Here is a 23,013-nt window from a genome sequence, read left to right as displayed (position 1 = left end):
CAGGCATGGTTTCCACGACTGACATAGACACCTTCGCCTCCCACCACCAGGAGGGCGCCCCGCTCATCGATGTCCGCGAGCCCCACGAGTACATCGCGGGCCACGTCCCCGGCGCGCGCCTGATCCCCCTGGGCGACGTCGCTTCCGCCCCGGATGTCGCGCCCGAGGGGACCACCGTCTTCGTGATCTGCGCGTCCGGCAATCGCAGCAAGTCCGCCTGCCGGGCGCTGGAGGCCCGGGGCATTCCGGCCGTCAGCGTCGACGGAGGGACCAGGGCCTGGGCCGCGAGCGGACGACCCGTGGTCACCGGTCCGGACGCGTCGTGACCCCCTGCGATCCGGCCACCGGGTAGCCACTCGTTCCACCGGCCGCGCCGACCGGGGCGGGATCGGCGCCGGGGTCGGGGTCGCCGGGGGCGTCAGTGTCGGTGTCGGTGTCCCCGAGGGCGACGTACCCGCGACCGGGCGCGACGAACAACAGCAGGACCGCCGCGCCCGCGGCCACCATCCCCAGGGTGAGGAGCGCCGACGAGATGCCGTCCGCGAAGATCCCGACGGCCGCGTCGACGACGGCCTGCCCCGCCGGCCCGGCCGCGGCGCCGAATTCGCGGGCGCCGGCGAAGGAACTTTCGACCGCCTGCCGGCCGGCCTCGGGGACGCCGGGCAGGACGTCGACGATCCCCGCGGCGTAGCGCCCGGCCAGGATGCTGCCCGACAGCGCGATGCCGATCGCGGCGCCGACCTCACGCATCGCGTCGTTGACGGCGGCGGCCACGCCCTGCTCGTCGGACGGGACGTCCGAGACGATCGCCGACGTCGCCGGTGCCGTCGACAGCCCGAGCCCGATACTCGAGACGAGCATGGGCCAGAGGATGTCCCAGTACCCGGAGTCCACGGACAGCCGGGAGAGGAAGACCATCCCGGCCGCGATGGCCCCCACGCCCACCACGGACACCGCCCGCAGCCCCACGGCCGCGGTGATGCGCGGGGACAGCAGCGAGAAGACCATGACCGGCACGACCATCGGAGCCAGGGCCAGCGAGGCGGACAGGGCGTCGTAGTCCTTGACCAGCTGGAGGAACTGCACGATGAGCAGGAAGAACCCGAAGATGGTGAGGAACTGCAGCGCCACCGACACCGAGCCGGTGGTGAACCCGCGTCGGCGGAAGTAACGCACGTCGAGCAGGGGGTCCGCGACGCACAGCTCGACCAGGACGAAGGCCACGACGCTCACCGCCGCAACGAGGAGCGCCACGATCACCAGCGGCTCGGAGTAGCTGGTGTGCGCGCCCTCGATGAGTCCGAAGACCACCCCGCCCACCGCGAGGGCGGAGAAGACCGCCCCGAAGACGTCCGGCCTGCCGACGCGGGAGGCCACGGACTCGCCGATGGTGAAGGCGGCGACCAGGACGACCAGGCCGATGACGGCGTACACGCCGAAGATCGCCTTCCAGGTCCACACCTTGAGCATGAGCCCGGATCCGAGCAGGCCGATGATGCCGCCGACCCCGGCGAAGCCGGCCCACATGCCCACGGCCGCACCCCGGCGATCCGGCGGGAAGCTTGCCGTGAGCAGGGACAACGTGGAGGGCATGACGAAGGCGGCGCCGACACCGGCCACCGCACGGAGCATGATCACCCACAGCGGCGAGTCCAACCACAGGGGCAGCGCCGAGGAGACGGTGAACAGCGCCAGGCCCACGATGAGCGTGGCCCGGCGGCCGAAGCGGTCCCCCAGCGCACCGGCGGTGAGGACGAGCGCCGCCAGTGCCAGCGTGTAGGAGTCGACGATCCACGTCAGCTCGGCCTGGGTGGCACCGATGTCCACGGCGATGTCCGGCAGGGACGTGTACAGGGCGGACATCGTGGCCACCACCAGGGACACGGCCACGAGGTTGACGACCAGCAGCCACCGCCGCCGACCCGCACTCATCTCCAACATATCTGCCTCCGCTCCACGGAAACGATACCGTCGGTATCGCATGGTGCGCCCACCCTAGCGCACCGGACAGGCCACAATGGAGGCCATGTCGACCCCGGATCCGCGGCGCGCCCGCTCGCAGGGCAAGTTGCTCGACGCGGCGGCGTCGCTGTTGCTGTCCGGCGGCGCGGCGGCCGTGACCGTCGACGCGGTGACCCGGCTGTCGGGGGTCGCCCGCACCACCCTGTACCGCAACTTCCCGTCGACGGACTCGCTCATCGCCGCGGCGTTCCGGCGACTGCTGCCCACCCCGACACGCCCCCCGGCCGACCTGCCCGTCCGGGAGCAGCTCGTGCACCTGGCCGCCTCGATGACGCAGCTCATCCAGGACGCGCCGCTCCAGCAGTCGATGTTGGGGTGGCTGGCGATGGGCCGCGACGCCGGTGACGACGACGAGGTGGGCAGGCTCCGCCGCAGCGTGGTCGAGTCCTATACCGAGCCTCTGCACGCCGTCCTCTCCGATGCGGAGGAATCCGGAGCCCTCATCCCCGGCGACCGCGATCTGGCCGTGGCGCAGCTGGCCGGCCCCGTCGTCCTGGCCCGGATGATCGGCCTGCGCCCGTACACCGATCAGGACGTGGAGCGACTCGTCGACGACTTCCTCCGCGGCCGCCTGGCCGAGGACGCCGGATGACGGACGGCGGCACCTCGGACAGTGCTACCGCGGTCGCCGACGGCGCGATCGTCCTCACCGGGGGTCGCGCGAGTCGCCTCGGCGGGGTCGACAAGGCGCGACTGGCGGTGGCGGGTCGGCCGATGGTCGAGGCGGTGCTCGGCGCCGCCCGGGCGGTGGCGGGCCCCGTCCGCACCGTGGGCCCCGGGGGCGACACCCGCGAGGATCCGCCCCACTCGGGACCCGTCGCCGGGATCGCCGCGGGACTGCGGGCGCTCCCGCCGTCGGTCGACCTCGTCGTCGTCGTCGCCTGTGACCTGCCGGACCTCGACGCCGCCACCCTCCGCGCCCTCCTCGCCGCGCTCCGGCCCGCCGCCACCACCCACGCCCCCGGCGCGGCACTCGCCGTCGACGTCGCCGGGCACGACCAGTATCTCCTCGCCGTGTGGGACCGCCGCGCCCTCGCCGCGCGCCTGGCCGCCCTGGAGGCCTCCGGCGGCGTGAGCGGGCGACCGGTACGGGCCCTGTACGACGACGAGGAGGTCGTCCGCGTCCCCGTCGGCGACCCCGCACGCGACGTGGACACGTGGGCCGACCTGGCCGGACACGGACCGGTCGCGCTCCCACACGTGGGGGCCGTCCTGCGCGCCGGGCTGACCCCGCTGCCGGCGGACGTGCGCCCGCCCCTGGCAGCCGTCGGCGCGGTACTCACCTCACCGCTGGTCGCCGAGGACCCGATGCCGCGGGGGCCGGTGTCGGCGATGGACGGTTACGCGCTGGCCGGGCCCGGCCCGTGGCGACTGTCCGGTACCGCCCGCCGCGCCGGGGACGGTTCGTCGGCGAGGCTGACCCACGGCACCGCGGTGCCCATCGCGACCGGCGCCCTCGCCCCCGCCGACTGCGACCGCGTACTGCGGCACGAACTGGTGACGGTGACCCCGGCCCCCTCCGGCCCCCGGTGGTCGCCGCCCTGCCGGGGGCGACGGGGTGAACGACCTCCGCCCCGTCGGCGAGGACTGGCCGGTCGGTCACGAACTGGCCCCGGCGGGCGTCGAGCTCGACGCCGCACTGGCGTCCGCGGCCCTGTCCGCGGGGGTGACGGGGGTCCCGGTCCGGGGGCCGGTGCGCGCGACGCTGGTCACCACCGGTGACGAGGTCCTGCCCGCCGACACGCCGTCGCCGCTGCCGCCGGGTCGGATCCGCGACACGGTCGGCCCGCTGCTCGGCGGGGTCCTGGCGCGGGCGGGGTTCGTCGGCGTCGGCCCGCCCGGGCACTGCGCGGACACCCCGGACGCGCTCGACGCGCTGCTCGACGCCGGCTCCGGCTCCGTCGACGCGACGACCGGCGACGTGGTGGTGCTGGTGGGGGCCACCGGCCGCGGGGTGGCCGATCTCCTCCGCCCGGCCCTGGCGCGCACGGGCGCGCGGATCGTCCTCGACGGGGTCCGTGTCCGCCCGGGAGGGTCGCAACTCGTGGCCGTCCTCGCCGACGGGCGCATCCTGCTGGGGCTGCCCGGCAACCCGCTGGCGGCGGTGTCCGCGGCGGCGACCACGGGCCGGGCGCTGGTCGACGCCCTCACCGGCCGCCAGCGCACACCCGTTTCGAGGCGCGTCCACGGACTGGCCGACCTGGCCACCCCGGGCCGCTCGCGGATCCTGCCCGCCCGACCGGACGGCGCCGGCGGCTGGCACCTTGCCGACCGCGTGCGCACCGCGCACCTGGCGGATCTGGCGGGCGCGCCCGCCCTGGCCGTGGTGCCCGAGGGCGGGGGCCCCGACGCCGACGCCGGGGCCGACGACCTCGTGGAGATCATCGACTGGATCTGACCGGCCCGCGGCGGGGCGTTCCCGCAGGTCGGAGGGCGGCCCCAAATGACCAGTTCAGAAGGTATTTGAGATCACCGGCATCAAATGCGCCCGACCAGCTCGCAATATGGCACGCTCGGCGTTGTGCAGCTGTCCCGGTCCTCCGATCTCGCGCTCCGCGCTCTCATGCGCCTCGCCGTCGCCGATGAGCGCGGCGACCGCATGACCGCCGCGGCGATCGCGGAGTCGGTGAACGCCTCGACCTCCCACGTGGCCAAGATCGTCTCCCGGCTCGTCGACCTGGGCCTCGCCGAGTCCCGGCGCGGCCGGGGCGGGGGGCTCGTCATCACCGAGGCGGGCCGACACGAGTCGGTCGGGTCATTGCTGCGCGAACTGGAGGGCCCCGGCGAGGTCGTCCAGTGCGAGGGTCCGACGCCCTGCCCGCTCGCGGGCAACTGCGGTCTGCGACGAGCCCTCGTCGACGCTCGCGAGGCGTTCTTCACCGCCCTCGACCCCCTCACCGTCGAGGGCATCGTCCGGGCACCCACCCGGCAGGTGTCCCTCAGCCTCGCCACCGCCCCACGGCCGGACCCCGGCCCGGGGTCCTGACCACCCGCATCACCCCCCACCCCGCATCACCCCCACCCCGCAGTCCGGCCCCCACGGTGCCCGGGCCACCCCGTCACGCCCCGAGAAGGAGATCCCCCATGACCACGTCGCTCACCACCCTGGAGTCGATCCTCGCGCACCCCCGCGAGCTGTCCGAGGAGCACGCCGCCGTCGTCCGCGCGACCCTGCCGGTCATCGGCGCCCACATCGACGAGATCACGCCCGTCTTCTACCGGACGATGTTCGCCGACAATCCCGAACTCCTCCGCGACACCTTCAACCGCGGCAACCAGAAGCTGGGCGCCCAGCAGCGCGCGCTCGCGGCGTCGATCGCGACGTTCGCCTCCCTGCTGGTGGACGGCCGCAGCCCGGTCGACATGCTCTCCCGGATCGGGCACAAGCACGCGAGCCTCGGCATCACCCCCGACCAATACCAGGTGGTCCACGACTACCTCTTCGGCGCGATCGTGGAGGTCCTGGGCGAGGCGATCACCCCGGAGGTCGCGGCGGCGTGGGACGAGGTCTACTGGATCATGGCCGCCGTCCTGGTGGACTTCGAGAAGGCCCTCTACGCCGAGGCGCAGGTGGAACCGGGGGACGTCTTCCGCACCGCCACCGTGATCTCCCGGGAGGACGTGACGGACTCGGTCACCGTGATCACCCTCGGTGGTCCGGACGGCGAGCCGCTGCCCGACTTCCGTCCGGGCCAGTACACCTCCGTCGGCGTGGTCCTCCCCGACGGCGCGCGCCAGCTGCGTCAGTACTCCCTGTCGACGGCACCGGGCGAGGGCACGTGGCGCATCGGTGTCCGCCGGGTCGACGCCGAGGTCCGGGGCGGGCTCGGCTGCCCCGCCGGCGAGGTCTCGGGCTGGCTGCACGCCCACGCCGAGGAGGTCGCGGGCGAGTCCTCGCTGCTCGCCGACGCCGAGGTGCACACCTGGTACGAGCAGGGGGCGGACACCGTCGCCGGACCGGGCGCGGTCCACCCGGGATTCATGGACCTGGCGGCGGTCGAGCTCCCCGAGGGGGCGCACGTCTTCCTCTGCGGGTCGACCGGCTTCCTCCAGTCACTGCGCCCGCGGTTCCTCGAGGCCGGCGTGCCCGCCGAGCGGCTCCACGCGGAGCTGTTCGCGCCGAACGACTGGCTGGTGTAGTCCCGCCGGCGTGGGCCCGGATCAGCTCCGGCCGGGCCCACGGCGATCAGCGCCGGCGGTTGCGCATCTTCTCCGCGAACTCGCGGGCCTTGCGCTGGTTCTCGGGCTTCGAGGCCTCGCGCTTGACCACCTGTACGGCCTTGAGCGCGATCCCGCTCCTCAGTGCATTGCGTAGGAATGCCATCGTGCACCTCCATCTCCGGGGGGCGCCAGTCTAGAGTCGGTGGGCCCCTACCGCGACCGGCCGAGAGTGGAGTCCGAGGAGTACGGATATGAGAAGTGACGGCGACGCCCTGTGGCGCATCCTGTCGGCCCGCCGCGACCATCGCCACTTCCACCCGACACCGGTCGCGCGGGAGACCATCGAGCGACTGCTCGAGGTCTTCGCCGTCGCGCCGAGTGTCGGACTGAGCCAACCGTGGCACGTCACGGTGGTCGAGGACCGGGCCGTACGGGAGTCCATCCACGCCGGCTTCCGCGCGGTCCGCGCCGCCGAGGCCGAACGGTTCGGCGGCGAACGCCGCGAACTCTACGACTCGCTCCGCCTGGAGGGCATCCTCCAGGCGCCCGTGGGCCTGGTGGTCAGCCATGTGCCGCCGCCGGGTCCGACCCTCGGGACGACCAGCGTCCCTGCCGCCACCGAGTACAGCGTGGTCGCCGCGATCACCCTGTTGTGGCTGGCGGTGACGGCGGAAGGCCTCGGTATGGGATGGGTGAGTCTCGTGGAACCCGACCATCTCTCCGACAGCGTGCGGCTTCCGACGGGCGCACGCCCTCTGGCCTACCTGTGCCTCGGGCACCCTGCCCTGGAGCTGGACGAACCACTGTTACAGACCGTCGGGTGGGGACGGCGTTCCCCCCTGTCCGTCGACTGGGTCCGACCTCGCCGCGGAGCCGGGGTCAGTCCTGCTCGACCCCGACCTCGATGAGGGTCCCCCACGGGTCGTCGAACCGCAGGACCGCACCGTCGTGACGTGTCTCGATCCGGTGGTCGGCCAGTCGCTTCCGGAGTGCGTCGACATCGTCCTCGGTGGGCAGCTCGATGTTCACCCGGCCCAGGCCCAGGGCCGCCGCGCGCGGGCCGGCGCCGGCCGTGCCCCAGGTGTTGACCGCGATGTGATGGTGGTACCCGCCGGCGGCGATGAACAGTGCGGAGCCGACGTCGCTCATCACCTCGAAGCCGAGGGCGTCGACGTAGAAGTCGCGGGCCGTCCCGATGTCGCCGACCTGGAGGTGGACGTGTCCCAGTGCCGCGGACGCCCCGATCGACGAACCCGCGACCGGCGGGGTGAGGTGCGTGCGCAGGAAGGCGTTGGGGTCCAGCGGGTTGGTGGCCACCTTCAGCAACCCGTGGGGCTCGGTGGCCCAGGTGTCGCGGGGCCTGTCGGTGTACAGCTCGACGCCGTTACCCTCGGGGTCGTCGAAGTAGAACGCCTGACTGTAGAGGTGATCGGCGCTGCCGGTGAAGGATCTCGGCGCATGCCGGGCGACCGAGGCGACGGCCGCGGCCAGCGACGGCTCGTCGTCGAACAGCACCGCGGTGTGGAACAGTCCGGCCTGCCCCTGCCTGCGCGGCGGCAGCTCGGGCATGCGGCGCATCCGCACGATCGGTCGACCCGCCCGGCCGAGCACGGCGGTCTCGCCGGCCTGCTCGAGCACGTCCAGGGCCACGCCGTCGGCGTAGAACGCGATCATCGAGTCCAGGTCCCGGACCAGGAGTTCGACCGCACCCATGCGCGTGTCGGCCGCGAGCAGATCGTCGGCCGGGCGCTCGGCCAGGCTGCGGGGATCGGGGTTCTGGACGTAGACGGGCATGGTGCCCTCCTTGCTCGAGGTGTCGAGGTTGCGTGATGTGTCATCTATATCAACCGGTGCACCCGTCCGCCTATTCCGTGATGCGTCACCCACCCCCACGGCGCAGCGCGGCCGCCCCCGACCGCGCAGACGCCTACTGCGGCAGCGGGGCCAACCCGGCGATCTCGAGGGCGCGACGGCCGCGGTCCGACGTCACCAAGTCGAGGAACTCGCTCGCGGCCGCGCGCTCGGCCCCGGCGTCGGGGCCGTCCTCGGCACCCGGGATCCTGGCCACCGTGTACCGCGTCGTGCCGGCGTCCTGCGCCAGCTCCCTGTCGCGCTGGTCGACCTCGGCCAGCGCCACCCAACCGTGGGACGCGGCGACATCGGTGCGGTAGACGATGCCCACGTCGAGTTCATGGTCCGCCAGGCGGGCCGCGAGCGCGCGCGAACTCGGATCACGGGGGACCCCCGGCGGGGTGGCCACGCCCGCCACGGCCAACAGCGACTCCGCCGCGCGACCGCAGGGGACGTCCAGCTCGCACAGCCCCACCCGCAGGTCGGGCCGTTCCAGGTCGCGGAGGCCGGTGACCTGGCGCGGGTTTCCGGACGGGACCGCGACGACGACGTGGTTGCGCGCGAACACCACCGGATCGACCGCCACTCCCGTATCGACGAGCCACCGCATGGAGCCCTCGTCCGCGGAGGCGAACACGTTGATGTCGTCGCGGGCGGGCATCCCCTCGGCGATCGTGTCGGAGCGGCCCAGTTCCAGGCTCACCCGGACCCCGGGGTGCTCGTCCTCGAAGACGTCGATCATCTCGGTGAACGCCTCGGACAGGGACGGCGAGGCGGCGACCCCGAGGGTCATGACGGGGGAGTCGGGCTCCGGCTCGGCGCACGCGACGGTTCCCGAGCACGCCAGGGCGAGAGCGAACGCGCTGACAGCCCGGCCCCGGTTCACCGATCAGCCTCCGGCGAAGGGAGGCAGCACGTCCACCTCGGAGACACCGTCGATCGAGGCGTGGGGGTCACGGGTCGTCTCCTCACCCACGAGGAACGACGACACGGTCACGATGCTGGCCAGCGGCTCACCGTGTCGCTCGCAGACCTCCCGCGCCAACTCCCCGACGGTCGTGGCCTGTGTGTGCAGCCGTTCGCGGGCGGTACCCGCGGCGTCCTCGGCGGCCGCGTAGTACCCCACGGTGATCACTCTCGGTGTCCTGCTCACGACGTCAACCCTATCCTCCGGCACTGACACGTCAACCACCTATGGCGCCCATCGACCGCCGCGGCCTGTGGAAGGCGGTGCCGCCGATGCCGTGGCCTGCCTGCTTGCCCCACATCGCGCCGCGCCAGACCTCGGCGACCTCGTGGTCCGGGGCGCCCGATCTCAGCACCCCGAGGACGTCCGTCTCGTCGTCGCTGAACAGACACGACCGCACGGTCCCCTCGGCGGTGAGGCGGGTCCGGTCGCAGGCGGCGCAGAAGTTGCGGGTGACGGTCGCGATCACCCCGACCGTTGCGGGAGCATCTCCCACGGCGCGTCCGGCGACCCGCCACATCTCGGCCGGCGCGGACGGGTCCTCGCGCCCGGCGGGAACGAGGTCGAAGCGGGTGCCGAGGGAGTCCAGCACGTCCTGCGCGGTCACCATCTCCGCGCGCGACCACGTGTTGTCGGCGTCGAGCGGCATCTCCTCGATGAACCGTAGTTGCACCCCCTCCGCCAGGGCCCATTCCAGCAGGTCGGGCGCTCCGTGCAGGGTCGCCCGCAGGGGCACCGCGTTGACCTTCACCGGGTCCAGGCCGGCCTCGACCGCGGCCCGCACTCCCCGCAGGACGGACGGCAGCCGGTCCCTGCGGGTGAGTTGGGCGAACTCGAGGCGGTTGACGGTGTCCAGGGAGATGTTGATCCGGTCCAGACCGGCCTCGACCAGCGCGCCGACCCGGTGTTCGAGCCCCACGCCGTTGGAGGTCATCGCGATCGGCAGGTCGGGGCACTCGGCCCGCGTGCCGGCGATGATGTGCTCGAGGTCGGCCCGCATGAGGGGTTCTCCCCCGGTGAAGCGGACCTCGTGCACGCCCAGCTCGCGGTGCGCCAGGGCGACCAGCCGGATCACCTCGTCAGCGGTCATCCGCGCGGCGTCCGGGATGGGCGGCAGTCCTTCCTCGGGCATGCAGTACGTGCAGCGCAGCGAGCACTTCTCGGTCAGCGAGACGCGGAGGTCGCGGGCGACGCGGCCGAAGGAGTCGACGAGCAGCGGGGTGGCGGGGCGCGTGGAGGGGCTGCGGGTGTCCGGTTCGGTCACGGCGCCCACCTCCCTCCGCGGTCGCGTGACTCCGAGTGTAGAGGGCACCGTCCGGCGGCGTGCGACCCCCGTCCGGTCACCTATCCGCTGTGTCCCCGTCCGCGGCGCGCCCCTGGCGGGGCGGGGACGTCCGGGTTCGGACCCAGGAGCGTGAGCTCGTGGATCTCGTCGCGCTCGGCCTGGCCCCGCAGCTGCGGCGCGATCGCCCGCCCCAGGTGGTAGCCCAGGACCACCACGAGGGTGCCCAGCGCGATGCCACCGAGCTGGAAGTCGCCGGTGATAACCAGGGTGGTGTCCCCGATCGCGATCACCACACCCGCCGCCACCGGCACCAGGTTGAGCGGGTTGCCGAAGTCGACCCGGTTCTCCTTCCAGATCTTGGCGCCGAGCAGGCCGATCATGCCGTAGAGCACCACCGTGATGCCGCCGAGCACGCCGCCCGGGGTCGCGGAGATCACGGCCCCCAGCTTGGGGGAACACCCCAGCACGATCGCGGTCAGCGCGGCCACCACGTAGGCGGCCGTCGAGTACACCTTGGTCGCGGCCATCACGCCGATGTTCTCGGCGTACGTCGTCGTCGCCGATCCACCGAACGAGGTCGCCAGCACGGTTCCCGCGCCGTCCGCGGCGAGGGCCCGGCCCATCAGGCCGTCGGTCTCGGTGCGGGTGATCTCGCCGATCGCCTTGACGTGCCCGGCGTTCTCGGCGATGAGCGCGATGACGCCCGGCACCACGAGCAGTACGAACGCCAGCGAGAAGTCGGGCGCGTGGATACCCACCACGCCGGCGGCCTCGTCGGTCATCGGCGGCAGCCCGATCCACGGCGCGTCCCACACTCCCGACCAGTCCACGCGCGGGCTCTCGGGCCCGGTGACCAGGTCGAGCACCCAGGACAGGACGTAGCCGAAGACCAGGGACAGGAAGATCGCGATCCGCCCGGCGAAGCCCTTGAGCCCCACGGTCATTCCGATCAGCACGATCATCACCGCCAGTGCGACCCACTGGTCCTGCGGCCAGTACGTCTCCGCCACCACCGGCGCCAGGTTGAAGCCGAGCAGCATCACCACGGCGCCGGTCACCACCGGCGGCAGGATCGCGGTGACCACGCGGCCGCCCACGACGTGCACGATCAGGCCCACCACCAGCAGCGTCGCGCCGGCGACGAGCATGGCGCCGGTCACCTCGGCGCTGGTGCCGCCCTGCGCGCGGATGGCGGCGACCGCGCCGACGAATGCCACCGAGGTGCCGAGGTAGCTGGGGACCTGCCCCTTGACCACCGCGAGGAACAGGAGGGTGCACACGCCGGAGAAGAGGATCGCCAGCTGCGGGTTGAGCCCCATGATGATGGGGAAGACGAATGTCGCGCCGAACATCGACACCACGTGCTGGGCGCCGATCCCGATGGTCCGCGGCCAGCTCAACCGCTCCATGGGGGCGACCACCTCGCCGGGTCTGATGTTCTTGCCGTCGCCGTGTACCGACCAGAGACCCACTTCTTCCCCACTCTCGCTGCGTCCGGCCGCACTCGCGCGGACCGTAGGCACAGTACAACGCGGTTACGGTGGTGACATGACCTCCCTGCCCGACAGGCCGAGCCGCCCGTCCCCCGCCGAGTACCGCGAGCTCCTGCGTGCGCACCTGGAGCCGGTCCTCGAGCGGGCCGCCCGCAGTACGCACCTGCCGCTCGCGGCGTGCGCGGACTCGGTGCTCTCGGCGGCGTTGCGGGCGTCGGTCGACCTGCCGCTGTTCGTCAACTCGCAGATGGACGGGTACGCGGTGCGCTCCGCTGACGTGGCCGGGGCGGGACCCGACTCGCCGGCGCGGCTGACGGTGGTCGGGGCGGTGCACGCCGGTGACGGGCCGGGACCCGATGTCGACGACGACGAGGCCTGCAAGATCATGACCGGAGCGCCCGTCCCCCGGGGTGCCGATTGTGTGGTGCCCATCGAGGACACGACCGTGAGCGAGACCGACCCCACTGTCGTCCTGGTGCATGCGCCGCGGTCGCGGGGCGAGTTCATCCGTCGCCCGGGGGACGATGTCCGGGCCGGCGACGTGGTGATCGACGCCGGGGTGCGGCTACAGGCGCGGCACCTGGCGGCGGCGGCCTCGCTCGGGGAGTCGGGACTCGACGTGCGGCCGCGGCCTCGGGTCGGGGTGGTGGCGACCGGTTCCGAGCTGGTGGCGCCGGGGCGGCCGCTCGCGCCCGGCCAGATCTGGGAGTCCAACTCGATCACCCTGGCCGCCGCGCTCAAGGCCTGCGGCTGCGAGGTCACCACGACGCTCATCAGCGGCGATGACCGCGCGGCGTTCACCTCGACTCTCGACGAGGCCGCCGGCGACGCCGACCTCGTGGTGACCGTCGGCGCGGTGTCGATGGGCGACGCCGAGGTCGTGCGCCAGGTGCTCGCCGACCGAGAGGGCGCCCGTTTCGCCCCGATCGCCATGCAGCCCGGCGGCCCGCAGGGGCTCTCGAGCTGGCGTGGCACTCCCGTGGTGTGCCTGCCGGGCAACCCCGTGAGCGCGATGGTGTCGTTCGTCGTGCTCCTGCGGCCGGTCATCCTCGAGGCCGTCGGCCGCGCGCCGATCCGCCCCGTCCGCGCCCGCCTGTCCCGCGACGTCACCTCGCCTGCCGGGCGGGTGCAGTACCTGCGGGCGGCGCTGGCCGCGGACGGCGACGGCCGGCCCACCGCCGATCCGGTCTCGGGCCCCGGCTCGCACCTCGTGGCCTCGATGGCCCGGGCGGACGTGTTGATCGAGATCCCCGCCGACGTCACCTCACTGGAGTCCGGCGCCGAGGTCGACGTCCTGCCGCTGTAGGGGCACGCCGTACAGTCCGGGGGAAGGTGCGTTGACCAGCCTGCGCACGTCGTACTTCGCCGCAGGCGAGAACGGGGGTCCCGATGCGTTCCGACGCCGAGCCGACCGCGGAGCAGACCGCGGTGCCGGACGAGGGCCTTCTCAAGTACCTCGTGTACACGAGTACGCCGACCAGGCAGATGGTGCCCGAGGACTTCGAGTCGATCCTGCGCACTGCCAGGCACCGCAATCGTCGCGTGGGGATCACCGGCATCCTGCTCTTCCGGGACGACTGCTTCATCCAGTTCCTCGAGGGCCCACCGGCCGAGATCGATGCCCTCCTGGACGACATCATCGCCGATGAGCGGCACCACCACCTCCGCGTGATCCTCACCGAGACGACCGTCGACCGCAGCTTCCCCGATTGGCGGATGGGATTCGGGACGCCCGGGGCCCACGAGCCAGCCGGCCTGCCCGACGAGCGCGACAGTTTCAACGACCTCGCCGCCGGTGCGGACGGGGGCACGGTGCGACGGGCGGCCGACGACGTGTCGACCTGGTTCAAGGCGAAGGAACACTCCGCCGCGTCCTGACCCGGCACAGCAGACGTGTAAATGAAGAGCGTCCGACGCACCCGCTACAAGCGGACTGTGCGCCGGACGCTCGTGCTCACCCCGGGTCAGATGTGACCCGGCGTGTCAGAACCAGTGTTTACGTCCACCGACCGCGCGGCCTGCCGCACCGAGGATGACGAGGATGACGCCGATCGCGATGAGCACGAGACCGATCGTCCAGAGGATGGGGATGTCCAAGAGGAATCCGAGGATCAAGAGAATCGCGCCAAGAATGATCATTTGTTCGTCCTTTCACCGTAATTTTTCGGGAACGACTGAGCGTACCCACGTCCCACAGAGTCCGCGACCGATCGCGCCCGGTCACGCCCGCGCCTCATCCCGTGCTGTCGAGCGCCTGCTGCCAGAAGTCGATCTCCAGCCGGGTGGCCGTGCGGAACACCTCGGTGAGCTCGTCGAGGCGGCGGTCGGTGAGCCCGCCGTCGGACAGCACGTCGAGCTGCTCGATCGCGGCGCCGGCGGCGGCGGTGAACTCCGCCCCCGAGTACTCGGAGATCCACTCGCCGTAGGGATGCTCGCCGTCGTGCTCGGCGAGCCGGGGCGCCAGGTGCGCGCCGATCTCGGCGTAACCGATCGTGCACGGGGCCAGCGCTACATGCAGGTCGAGCAGGTCCCCCGCCATGCCGGAGTCCAGCACGTACCGGGTGTAGGCGACGGTGGCCTGCTTCTCGGCGGCGGCCTCGAGTTCGGCGCGCGGGATTCCCCAGCGGTCGGTGAGCCGCAGGTGCAGTTCGGTCTCCGCGAGGATCGCGCCGGTCGCCCGGTGGGCGGCGGTGATGTCGGCGAGGGTGCGGCTCTTGTAGGCGGCGAGCGCGTTGGCGCGGGCGAATTGCACCAGGAAGTGGAAGTCCTGCACCAGGTAGTCCTGGAACACCGCGAGCGGCAGGGTGCCCTGCCCGAGCTCGGTGACGAACTCGTGTTCGGTATAGGCCTCCCACTCTGGACGGCAGCGGTCTTTCAGGGTCTCGAACAGGGTCACTCGGCTCTCCCGTCGTGGGCGGACATCAGGCGGGCGACGATCGCGCCGTGAGGTCGAGCTTCCGGCCCGGTCCGCGTGTAGGTCTCGATCACCTCGAAGTCTGCCATCCGCAACTCCTCCGACAGGGCCTCAACCGACCAGCGGTAGGCCCCGGCCACGGCGTGATCGAACCGTTCGACCTCCGCACCGTGGAAGAACCCGAGCAGTAGTCCGCCGCCGGGGCGCAGACACCGCGCCATCCGCAACAGCGTCGGTCGCACGGTGGCCGGTTCGTGGTGGATGAGCGAGTACCAGGCGAGAATCCCCGCGACCTCGCCGGGCGACCGGGGTAGCGCGTCGAGGTCACCCACCTCGAATCGACACCCGGGATGGGTTCGGCGGGCGTGACTCACGAACTCCGGTACCTGGTCGACTCCGCGCACGTCGACGCCCCGGGCCGCCAGGTGGCCCGTCCAGTGCCCTGGGCCGCAGCCTGCATCGATCAGCGGCCCGTCGAGCTGATCCGCCCAGCGCGCGACCAGCTCGAGGTCCGAGGGGTGGACCGACGCGATGGAACCGAGGTGGTCGATGTACTCCTGTGCGCGGCTCGAATACGCCGCTCCGACCTCCCCGGTCACGACGACCTCCCCCGTCGGCGACTCGGCTGTACACCCTCCCACCGGCGGAAACTGCGGGAGAAGGTCGCGGTCTCGGAGTAGCCCAGCTCGGCGGCCACCTCGGCCACCGGGACGTCGTGCACCAGCAGCTCGAGCGCCCGCTGATGCCGCACCTCGTCGACCAGCGTCCGATACGAGGTCCCTTCCGCTCCGAGGTGGCGTCGCAGGGTGCGGACATCGACGTGCAGTTCCGCCGCCACGTCCGCCATCGACGGCCAGGTCCCGCGCTCGTGCCGGAGCCGGCTGCGCACCTGGCCGGCCACGCCGACCCGCGCGAGCCTGTCGGCGAGGAGCGCGCGGCACTGCCGCTCGAACACTCGCGCCGTGTTCTCGTCGCCCTGCGGCAGCTCGGCCTCGAGGGCCTGTCGCGAGACGGTCAGCCGGTTGCGCGCGGCGTGCGGCGTGACCGTGTCCGGCGCCAGGCCCCACGCGTGCCCGACCAGCGCCGCGCTCTCCGGGCCGAGGGTCGTCTCGAGCGAGACCGGCCCCAGGTCGATCCGGGCACCGCGGAACGCCGCGGCCAACCCTGCCAGGTCCCGCTCCACGACGAAGGTGCGCACGTCGGCGGGGATCTGGTCGTCGGCGGCGACCAGGACCGCCCCGCCGTCCGGGCCGTCCACCTCGAGAGAGAACTGCACGTGGGTCGGGGACAAGGCGAGATAGGGGATCGCGCGATCGATCGCCGCCCGCACGGTGGGGCCCGCGAGCATCATGAAGCCGATGACGCCGGTCCGTCCGATGGTGGAGTGGGCACCGACGCCCGCCCCCAGCCCGGGCCGGTCTCCGAGGCGCGCGAGCAGGGTGCGAATCACCGTGAACTCCTGGTGCGCCCAGATCTGCGCGGTCTCGTCGTGGAGGTCGCCGGGATCGAGACCCGTGCCAGCCAGGCACTCCGTCGTCGTCATCCCGTGGGCCAGCCCGCCCTCCACCATGATGCGGACGCCCTCGGTGCCCCGCGGCACCGCCCATACCGGCGAGGACTCCATCGGCCGACCGTAGCAACACCGGGCGGCGGATGTCCGAAAATGCCAACTCTGCGCCCGTTTGCGACCTTCCCGCGCCCGCGTCGGGTGGCTAGCGTCACAGTCATGACTCTCGCCGCACTCGCAGGAACCGCCCAGTCAGCCGGCCCCACCGGCCTCGCCGACGAGATCCGGGCGCTGTACGCGCGGGCCAAGGCCGCCGTCGGCGAGGACGACCTGGCGCACATCCGCAACGTCACCGCCTACGGCCGGGCGATCGACGCCCGTCGCCGCGAGTTGCTGCGCGAGGGCGGGCCGCGGGCGATCCGGCGGGCCACGGCGCTGGAGATGATGTACCGGCTCATGCAGTTCTCCGAGCTCGGGCACAACATCGTCCACGGCAGCTACGACCACCTGCCCGGCAACGGCGACTATCACTCCGACCGTTACGAGTGGGACTTCAACGTGGACGTCGACCACTGGAAGACGATGCATCACGTGGGCCACCACCCCAACACGAACATCGTCGGCAAGGACCACGACCTCGGCTACAGCATCTTCCGCGGCAGCGCCGGACAGGACTGGTACGGCCACCACCTCGGTCAGGTGGCGCTCATCTCGGCGCTGGCGGCCGCGGCCCCGGCAGCGGCTCCGTTCTTCCTGGCCAACATCGCCCGCAAGGTTTCCGGCGACCCGTTCTTCAGCGCCTACACCCTGCGCTCGCCCGCCCGGATCGCCGGACGCGACCTCCAACGTCGCTTCGTCGACGAGCCGTTCCGCTCGGGGTGGAAGCCGCTGCCCACCCTGCTGGCCAACTACCTCGGCGGCGTCACCGGCTACATGGCGGTGCTGTTCCTGGTGTTCATCGAGCACCACGCCGGCGAGCTGGAGCTGTTCACCGATCCCGGGCCCGACGAGACCGCCGACCAGTACTACGAGCGGCAGATCCGGGCGACCCGCAACTTCCTGCCCAGCACGCAGATGGACGACGCCCTCGCGCGGGTCCTGGAGGAGGAGGTGCCGTTCGCCGATCGCCCCGACCTGCGGATCTTCTACGGCGGCCTCGACACCCACGTCGAGCACCACCTGTTTCCCGATCTGCCACCGTCGATGCAGCGCAGGATCGCCCCGGAGGTCCGGGCCATCGCTGCCAAGTACGGGCTTCCGTACCACGAGACCCCGCTGCTGGAGACCGTGCCGCTGATCGCCAAAACGCTCACCGGGCTGTCGGTCCCGTTCGGCGAGCGCGAGTTCGGCCGCCCCTCGACACTGTTGCGCGACCCCGCCTCACTCGTACGCCGCGTGCGCGCCGGGCTGTCCTACAGGCCCCTGCCCGAGTCGCCGTACCTGGACAAGCCGCGCTTCCACAACGTGCCGGTCAGGGTCCTGTCCGCGACGCCCGTCGCCGACGGCCAGGCCGTGTCGGTGCGGTTGGCCCGCCCGCGCGGCTGGGAGGACATCGGGTGGGATGCCGGAGCGTACGTGTCGCTCCGGGTCGCCGGCGGAGGCGATCGCGCCGGCGATGGTCAGGGCGGCGAGGAGTCGGTCCGCCAGTACAGCCTGGTCCGCGACAGTTCGGACGCGGAGGCGGATGCCGGGGGCGCCATGGAGATCTGCGTCAAGCGCGTCGAGGGCGGGCGGGTGTCCACCCGGCTCAACGACTCGTTGCGCGCGGGCGACCACGTGACACTGGTCGGCGTGCCGCAGTCCTCGGGCGACTTCCCGACGCCCTCGCCGGGTGCGAAATCCCTGCACATCGCCGGCGGGGTGGGGATCACCCCGATCATCAGTCTGTTGCGCCGCATCGCCCGCGACGCGCGCCGCGGCCAGCCCGACGGAGCCACCGGTACCCGCCCCGACGCGACGCTGCTGTACGTCAACCGCGACGACCGCTCGATCATCTTCGAGTCCGAACTCCGCGAGCTCGCCCGCGACTCCGGCATCACCCTGCACCTGTTCACCGATGCACCGTCCGCGCGCGAAGACCTCTCCACCTGCCGACTCGGCCCAGAGCTCCTGCAGCGCGTGGTCCCCGACGCCGCCGATCGCGAGACCTACGTGTGTGCCCCGGCCGCGCTCATCGACCTGACGCGCGGGTGGCTGCGTGACCTGGGCCAGCCGGCCGGGCGGTTCCACGCCGAATCGTTCACCGCGCCCGAACTGGACCGGCCCGACGACGACGGCAGTCGCTACACCGTCCGTTTCCGCCGCACCGGCACGGCGGTGGAGATCGACGGTGCCACCACCCTGCTCGAGGCGGCCGGCCGCGCCGGGATCGCCGTGCCCACCGGCTGCCAGCGCGGGCTGTGCAAAGCGTGTGTGACGCCCAAGCTCAGCGGCACGATCCGCGCGGAGGCCGCCGACCGTGCACCCGGCGCCGTCGCGCAGGAGCGCGTCACCGTCTGCACCGCGCTGGCCTGCTCGGACGTCGAGCTGGATCTCTAGTCGGCCGTCACCACTTCCCGCGCGTGTACTGCGGCGGGTACGGGACCCGCCGCCAGTCCAGGCCGAGTTCGGCAGCCGCGCGCTGTGGCCAGGCGGGCTCGCGCAGTGCGGCGCGCCCGAGGAACACCACGTCAGCGCGCTCGTCGACCAGCAGCTGTTCGGCGTACTCCGGGTCACTGATGAGCCCCACGGCGCCCGCCAGGACTGCACCCGACGCGCGCACCTCCTCGGTCAGCGGCACCTGGTAGCCCTGCTCCAGTTCGACCGGCGGCCGGTCGGGGGTGTTGGCGGCCGAGGAGACGTCCACCAGGTCGACCCCGTGCTCGGCGAGCCGGCCCGCCAACCAGCGCGAATCCTCCGGGGTCCAGCCGCCGGGCACCCAATCCGTGGCCGAGATCCGGACGAACAGTGGCTTACCTTCCGGCCACACCTGCCGCACCGCGTCGCAGATCTCCAGCAGCAGCCGGGCCCGGTTGTCGCGCGAACCGCCGTAGGAGTCGTCCCGCTCGTTGGACAGCGGCGAGAGGAACTCGTGGATGAGGTACCCGTGGGCGGCGTGGATCTCCACGACGTCGAACCCGGCGTGGTCGGCGCGGCGGGCGGCGTCGGCGAACGCGGTCACCACCGCGCGGATCCCGTCGGCGTCCAGCGCCTCCGGTGTGGTCATGTCGCCGAAGCCGATCGCGGACGGCGCGACCGTCGTCCACGCACCCTCCTCGGGCGGAAGTGAGCCGACCGGGTATCCGGGCCACGCCCGGTACGCCGACGCCTTGCGTCCGGCGTGCGCCAGCTGGATGCCGATCGCCGCCCCCTGGGAGTGCACGAAGTCCACGATGGGCGCCCACGCGTCGCGCTGCGTGTCGTTCCACAGCCCGGCGTCCTCGGGACTGATCCGCCCCTCCGGCACCACCGCTGAGGCCTCCGCGAGGATCAGGCCGAACCCGCCCTGCGCCCGCGCGCCCAGGTGCACGAGATGCCACAGCGTGGGCACCCCGTCACGGTCCTCGCACGAGTACTGGCACATCGGCGAGAGCCACACCCGGTTCCGGATCTCGAGGTCGCGGATACGGATCGGTTCGAAGAGCATCGCCATGTCCGCGATTAAACCCGCATCCCATGACGCCCCGCCTCGCCGCACCCCCGGAGCCCGCCGCACCCGGCCGACTACCGTGAACGGCATGACTGACGCGCCGACCGGACAGGGCTCATCACCCGAGCCGAAGCTCACCCACCTCGACGCCGAGGGCCGCGTGCGCATGGTCGACGTCGGCGACAAGGCGGTCACCACCCGCACCGCCACGGCCGAGGGGATCTTCCGCACCCGCCCCGACGTCGTGACCATGGTCGCAGGGGATTCGCTGGGCAAGGCCGACGTCCTGGCCACCGCCCGCCTGGCCGGGATCGGCGCGGCCAAGAAGACCTCCGAGCTCATCCCGCTGTGCCACCAGATCCCGCTGAACTCGGTCAAGGTGAGCTTCGACCTCGACGACGAGGCCGGCGAGATCCACGTGCAGGCCACCGCCAAGACGACGGGCAGGACGGGTGTCGAGATGGAAGCCCTGACCGCCGTCTCCGTGGCCGGGCTGACGCTGCACGACATGGTCAAGGCCGTCGACCCGCTCGCCACCATGGACGGGGTCCGCCTCGCCGCCAAGACGGGCGGCAAACGCGGTGACTGGACGCGAGAATCCGAGAAGGCGACCGGGAACGACGACGACGAGGTGCCGCGCGCGAACACCGGGCCCGCCGCGCTCGATTCCGGCCGAAGTGGTGTCGTCGTCGTCTCCTCCACCGCCGCCGCGCACGGCCACCGCGAGGACACCACCGGCCCCGCCATCGAGGGTTGGCTCCTCGAGCGCGGTTTCTCGCCGGTCGAGGTGCACGTGGTGGCCGACGCCGACATCGCCACGGCCGTCACCGAGCACGTCCGCCGCTCCCCCGCGGTCCTGTTCACCACCGGCGGTACGGGGGTCGCCCCGGACGACCGCACGCCGGAGGCCACCGCGCCGCACCTGGAGCTGGAGCTGCCGGGGGTCGCCGAGGCGATGCGGGCCCGCGGCCTGGCGGCCACGCCGACGGCGGCGATGAGCCGCGGGCTCGCGGGCTTCGCCGGACGTACCCTGGTGGCGAACCTGCCGGGCTCGACGGGCGGAGTCCGCGACGGGTTGGCGGTCCTCGACGACCTGCTCGAGCACCTGCTCGACGTCCACGCCCACGGAGGAGGACACCGATGAGCGTCTCCAGTCCGCTGGTGGACATCACCGACCGGGAGATCGACCCGCGCGAGGTCGAGAAGGCCGTGTGGACCAGCGCCGACGGGGCGATGGTGACGTTCTCCGGCGTCGTGCGCGACCACGACGGGGGCCGCCGGGTCCACGACATCGAGTATTCGGCTCACCCCACGGCCCGGGACACGCTCGCCCGGCTCTGCGACGAGGTCGCGGCCGAGCACACCTCGGCGGCCGATTCCGGGCGCACGGTCCGCGTGTCCGCCGTCCACCGCGTGGGCGTGCTGCCGGTGGGCGAGGTCGCGGTGGTGGTGGTCGCTGTGGCTCCGCATCGGGCCGAGGCGTTCGCGGCGTGTTCGGAGCTCATCGAGCGGCTCAAGCACGGGGTGCCCATCTGGAAGCGGCAGCGCTTCACCGACGGCGTCTCCGAATGGGTGGGCGTCGGCGACTGCTGAGGCGGTCAGGCCGGCCGTCTGCGGGGTCGGTACCTGTCCTGACCCGGCGGATTGATGAGTGTGCCGTCGTCGGCGACGATGCGGTCGGCGAAGGCGTTCCACTCGCGTTCCCAGATGGCGTCACGGGCACGGGCCAAGGGTCCCTTGGGTCTGGTGCGGTGTTCGTGTCCGGTGTCGGTGATGATGACGAGTTCACCCAACGGCCCGGACCGGTAGGCGTTGGTCCCGAACGTCTTCTCGCGGTGGTGTTTGCGGCACAGGCAGACGAGGTTCCACTCGGTGGTCGGCCCGCCGAGCTCAGGGTCGTTCGTGTTGAACGCGATCACATGGTCCACGTCGCAGGCCTCGGCGGGAACCGAGCACCCGGGGTGGCGGCAGGTCCCGTCGCGCATGCGGATTCGCTCGGCCATCGCCGGGGTGATCACGTAGCGCAGGGCGTGCTCGGGGGAGTCGAGCACGCCGGGGGCGGGGTCGATGAGCTCGAACCGCACGCTCGCGTCGTCGCCCTCGAGCAGTTCCGTGCAGAGCCACTCGACGCTGCTGTAGGTGCCGTGGACGAACTCGACACGGTTGGGCAGACCCCGGGCCGCGGAGGCGATCACGCTGATGCGGATCGGCTGACCGGCCCGCGCGGCGTTGCCCAGCGTGGGCCGGGGGAGGTCCGCCCCGAGCCTGACGTCGCCGAGCTCGATGCCGTCGTGCTCGGACGCAGGGGCAGCGGCAGGGTCGGTCGCGCAAGGGCTGGTCGCGGACGGGTCACCAGCAGGCGGATAGACGGCGAGCGCGGCGAGGGCGTCGGCGCGGAGCTGATCCAGGGAACCGTCCAGTCCGTCCGCCGAGGCGGCCGACGCATCGGTCTCGATGCGACGCCGGAGGAGTTCGGCATCGGCGGCGGTGAGCTTGGCCCACATCGTGGCCATGCCGTTCCGGTCGCCGCGGAAACGGACCGAGCGGGTGGCGGCCGCCGCTGCGGCGGCGTCCTGCGCGGCAGCCGGGTCGTGTCGCTCCACGGCGTCATCGATCGCCGAGTCCACCGCGTTGCGGGTCGGCCGGTCGCCACCGTCGAGATCGTCCGTGAAGCGCGCGACCACCTCGTCCTCCACGGCCGACACGATCGCGTCGGACACCTCCGCCAGGCGACACGCGATATCGACCGCCAACTGCTCGGGCAGCAGCCCGCGGTCGACCGTGGATCGCAGACGGGGCAGCCGCCGGTGGATCTGCGTCCCGGCCGTCACCAACCGCGCGGCGTGCCAGCACGTGAGCTGACACGCCGCCACGAGGTGATCGCGGGCCCGGGCCTCCGGATCCAGCCGGGCGTACGCGGGCCGACGCGAACCGGCGCCGGCCTCCTCCGCCTGTACCTGCTCGGCCCGGGCGAACTGGTCGACCAGGACATGCGCCGCCTCGAGCCGCGTGGCCCCGGCGCGGTTCTGCGCCAGCGTCGCGGCACGGGCCGCCTCGCTGACGGCCTCCATATCGACCATGCCGAGGGGCTCGGGTACGGCGAACAGCGCACTCGTCGTCGTCACCATTCCACCCCCTCCGCCACCGACATCGACATCGACATCGACATCGACATCGAACCTACA

At 72.5% G+C, this 23,013-nt stretch carries 25 protein-coding genes; 12 read left to right on the top strand and 13 right to left on the bottom strand.

The features are described from left to right. Window positions 1–5: 5 nt before the first annotated feature. A complete protein-coding gene (locus tag OVA21_RS17745; RefSeq protein ID WP_069390379.1) occupies window positions 6–326 on the top strand; it encodes a rhodanese-like domain-containing protein in 321 nt (106 codons plus the stop codon). On the opposite strand, the gene OVA21_RS17740 is transcribed toward OVA21_RS17745, so the two are convergent. Then, a complete protein-coding gene (locus OVA21_RS17740; protein WP_163375276.1) occupies window positions 304–1,941 on the bottom strand; it encodes an MFS transporter in 1,638 nt (545 codons plus the stop codon). The two genes, OVA21_RS17745 and OVA21_RS17740, sit on opposite strands and share 23 nt — an antisense overlap. Window positions 1,942–2,026: 85 nt before the next feature. Between OVA21_RS17740 and OVA21_RS17735 the strand changes: the two genes are divergently transcribed. The 5 genes from OVA21_RS17735 (at window position 2,027) to OVA21_RS17715 (ending at window position 6,162) form a co-directional block, all read left to right on the top strand. Further along, complete coding sequence (locus OVA21_RS17735) at window positions 2,027–2,614, top strand: TetR/AcrR family transcriptional regulator (RefSeq protein ID WP_172812124.1); 588 nt, start codon at window positions 2,027–2,029, stop codon at window positions 2,612–2,614. Then, a complete protein-coding gene (locus tag OVA21_RS17730) occupies window positions 2,611–3,744 on the top strand; it encodes an NTP transferase domain-containing protein (RefSeq protein WP_268092979.1) in 1,134 nt (377 codons plus the stop codon). Before OVA21_RS17735 ends, OVA21_RS17730 begins: the two co-directional genes overlap by 4 nt. Beyond that, a complete protein-coding gene (locus OVA21_RS17725) occupies window positions 3,716–4,420 on the top strand; it encodes a molybdopterin-binding protein (RefSeq protein WP_268092978.1) in 705 nt (234 codons plus the stop codon). The genes OVA21_RS17730 and OVA21_RS17725 overlap by 29 nt, the downstream gene beginning before the upstream one ends. Before the next feature lie 123 nt (window positions 4,421–4,543). Then, window positions 4,544–5,008, top strand: coding sequence for an RrF2 family transcriptional regulator (locus tag OVA21_RS17720; protein WP_067715137.1), 465 nt, complete (start codon window positions 4,544–4,546; stop codon window positions 5,006–5,008). Between the two features lie 98 nt (window positions 5,009–5,106). Then, window positions 5,107–6,162: a globin domain-containing protein gene (locus OVA21_RS17715; protein ID WP_268092977.1), complete on the top strand. Its 1,056-nt coding sequence runs from the start codon at window positions 5,107–5,109 to the stop codon at window positions 6,160–6,162. Window positions 6,163–6,208: 46 nt separating this feature from the next. Here the strand turns inward: OVA21_RS17715 and OVA21_RS17710 are convergent, their stop codons facing one another. Next, window positions 6,209–6,346 (bottom strand): hypothetical protein, encoded by a 138-nt coding sequence (locus OVA21_RS17710; RefSeq protein ID WP_167457859.1) that lies wholly within the window; start codon window positions 6,344–6,346, stop codon window positions 6,209–6,211. Between the two features lie 88 nt (window positions 6,347–6,434). Here OVA21_RS17710 and bluB point away from each other — a divergent pair, with 88 nt between their 5' ends. Continuing rightward, window positions 6,435–7,091, top strand: coding sequence for a 5,6-dimethylbenzimidazole synthase (gene bluB / locus OVA21_RS17705; RefSeq protein ID WP_096906273.1), 657 nt, complete (start codon window positions 6,435–6,437; stop codon window positions 7,089–7,091). Here bluB and OVA21_RS17700 read toward each other — a convergent pair. The 5 genes from OVA21_RS17700 to OVA21_RS17680 all read right to left on the bottom strand — a co-directional run bounded on the left by OVA21_RS17700 (window position 7,063) and on the right by OVA21_RS17680 (window position 11,758). Next, window positions 7,063–7,977 (bottom strand): VOC family protein, encoded by a 915-nt coding sequence (locus tag OVA21_RS17700; protein WP_096906274.1) that lies wholly within the window; start codon window positions 7,975–7,977, stop codon window positions 7,063–7,065. The two genes, bluB and OVA21_RS17700, sit on opposite strands and share 29 nt — an antisense overlap. A 133-nt stretch (window positions 7,978–8,110) precedes the next feature. Beyond that, a complete protein-coding gene (locus OVA21_RS17695) occupies window positions 8,111–8,920 on the bottom strand; it encodes a molybdate ABC transporter substrate-binding protein (RefSeq protein ID WP_096906275.1) in 810 nt (269 codons plus the stop codon). 3 nt (window positions 8,921–8,923) lie between these two features. Then, window positions 8,924–9,187, bottom strand: coding sequence for a MoaD/ThiS family protein (locus OVA21_RS17690; RefSeq protein ID WP_227022118.1), 264 nt, complete (start codon window positions 9,185–9,187; stop codon window positions 8,924–8,926). A gap of 31 nt (window positions 9,188–9,218) precedes the next feature. Beyond that, window positions 9,219–10,274 (bottom strand): GTP 3',8-cyclase MoaA, encoded by a 1,056-nt coding sequence (gene moaA, locus OVA21_RS17685; RefSeq protein ID WP_069389177.1) that lies wholly within the window; start codon window positions 10,272–10,274, stop codon window positions 9,219–9,221. A gap of 71 nt (window positions 10,275–10,345) precedes the next feature. Then, window positions 10,346–11,758, bottom strand: coding sequence for a uracil-xanthine permease family protein (locus OVA21_RS17680; protein ID WP_235027783.1), 1,413 nt, complete (start codon window positions 11,756–11,758; stop codon window positions 10,346–10,348). 76 nt (window positions 11,759–11,834) lie between these two features. On the opposite strand from OVA21_RS17680, the gene OVA21_RS17675 reads away from it, so the two are divergent. Next, window positions 11,835–13,085 carry a molybdopterin molybdotransferase MoeA gene (locus OVA21_RS17675; RefSeq protein ID WP_096906276.1) on the top strand — a complete coding sequence of 417 codons (1,251 nt, stop codon included), beginning with the start codon at window positions 11,835–11,837 and terminating at the stop codon, window positions 13,083–13,085. Window positions 13,086–13,168: 83 nt separating this feature from the next. Next, window positions 13,169–13,657 carry a BLUF domain-containing protein gene (locus tag OVA21_RS17670; RefSeq protein ID WP_096906277.1) on the top strand — a complete coding sequence of 163 codons (489 nt, stop codon included), beginning with the start codon at window positions 13,169–13,171 and terminating at the stop codon, window positions 13,655–13,657. Between the two features lie 105 nt (window positions 13,658–13,762). Here OVA21_RS17670 and OVA21_RS17665 read toward each other — a convergent pair whose 3' ends face one another. The 4 genes from OVA21_RS17665 to OVA21_RS17650 all read right to left on the bottom strand — a co-directional run bounded on the left by OVA21_RS17665 (window position 13,763) and on the right by OVA21_RS17650 (window position 16,317). After that, window positions 13,763–13,918 carry a DUF6131 family protein gene (locus OVA21_RS17665; protein ID WP_096906278.1) on the bottom strand — a complete coding sequence of 52 codons (156 nt, stop codon included), beginning with the start codon at window positions 13,916–13,918 and terminating at the stop codon, window positions 13,763–13,765. 94 nt (window positions 13,919–14,012) lie between these two features. Next, window positions 14,013–14,675 (bottom strand): TenA family protein, encoded by a 663-nt coding sequence (locus OVA21_RS17660; protein ID WP_069388764.1) that lies wholly within the window; start codon window positions 14,673–14,675, stop codon window positions 14,013–14,015. Then, a complete protein-coding gene (locus tag OVA21_RS17655; RefSeq protein ID WP_268092975.1) occupies window positions 14,672–15,292 on the bottom strand; it encodes a class I SAM-dependent methyltransferase in 621 nt (206 codons plus the stop codon). Before OVA21_RS17655 ends, OVA21_RS17660 begins: the two co-directional genes overlap by 4 nt. Further along, window positions 15,289–16,317 carry an AraC family transcriptional regulator gene (locus tag OVA21_RS17650; RefSeq protein ID WP_132062264.1) on the bottom strand — a complete coding sequence of 343 codons (1,029 nt, stop codon included), beginning with the start codon at window positions 16,315–16,317 and terminating at the stop codon, window positions 15,289–15,291. Before OVA21_RS17650 ends, OVA21_RS17655 begins: the two co-directional genes overlap by 4 nt. Before the next feature lie 102 nt (window positions 16,318–16,419). Between OVA21_RS17650 and OVA21_RS17645 the strand changes: the two genes are divergently transcribed. Beyond that, window positions 16,420–18,738 carry a fatty acid desaturase gene (locus tag OVA21_RS17645; protein WP_268092974.1) on the top strand — a complete coding sequence of 773 codons (2,319 nt, stop codon included), beginning with the start codon at window positions 16,420–16,422 and terminating at the stop codon, window positions 18,736–18,738. A gap of 7 nt (window positions 18,739–18,745) precedes the next feature. On the opposite strand, the gene OVA21_RS17640 is transcribed toward OVA21_RS17645, so the two are convergent. Then, window positions 18,746–19,831: an NADH:flavin oxidoreductase/NADH oxidase gene (locus OVA21_RS17640; RefSeq protein WP_268092973.1), complete on the bottom strand. Its 1,086-nt coding sequence runs from the start codon at window positions 19,829–19,831 to the stop codon at window positions 18,746–18,748. A gap of 85 nt (window positions 19,832–19,916) precedes the next feature. On the opposite strand from OVA21_RS17640, the gene moaCB reads away from it, so the two are divergent. Both moaCB and OVA21_RS17630 read left to right on the top strand, forming a co-directional pair. Then, window positions 19,917–20,972: a bifunctional molybdenum cofactor biosynthesis protein MoaC/MoaB gene (moaCB, locus tag OVA21_RS17635; protein ID WP_268092972.1), complete on the top strand. Its 1,056-nt coding sequence runs from the start codon at window positions 19,917–19,919 to the stop codon at window positions 20,970–20,972. Continuing rightward, window positions 20,969–21,421, top strand: a complete 453-nt coding sequence (locus OVA21_RS17630) for a molybdenum cofactor biosynthesis protein MoaE (protein WP_096906284.1) — start codon at window positions 20,969–20,971, stop codon at window positions 21,419–21,421. The genes moaCB and OVA21_RS17630 overlap by 4 nt, the downstream gene beginning before the upstream one ends. A gap of 5 nt (window positions 21,422–21,426) precedes the next feature. On the opposite strand, the gene OVA21_RS17625 is transcribed toward OVA21_RS17630, so the two are convergent. Continuing rightward, on the bottom strand, window positions 21,427–22,956 hold the full coding sequence (locus OVA21_RS17625) for an HNH endonuclease signature motif containing protein (RefSeq protein WP_096907391.1): 1,530 nt from the start codon (window positions 22,954–22,956) through the stop codon (window positions 21,427–21,429). Window positions 22,957–23,013: the final 57 nt, after the last annotated feature.

Source organism: Dietzia sp. SL131 (assembly GCF_026672565.1).
GTDB lineage: Bacteria > Actinomycetota > Actinomycetes > Mycobacteriales > Mycobacteriaceae > Dietzia > Dietzia kunjamensis.
Note: the sequence above shows the minus strand (reverse complement) of the source record. Positions and strands in the feature narration are given on the sequence as shown.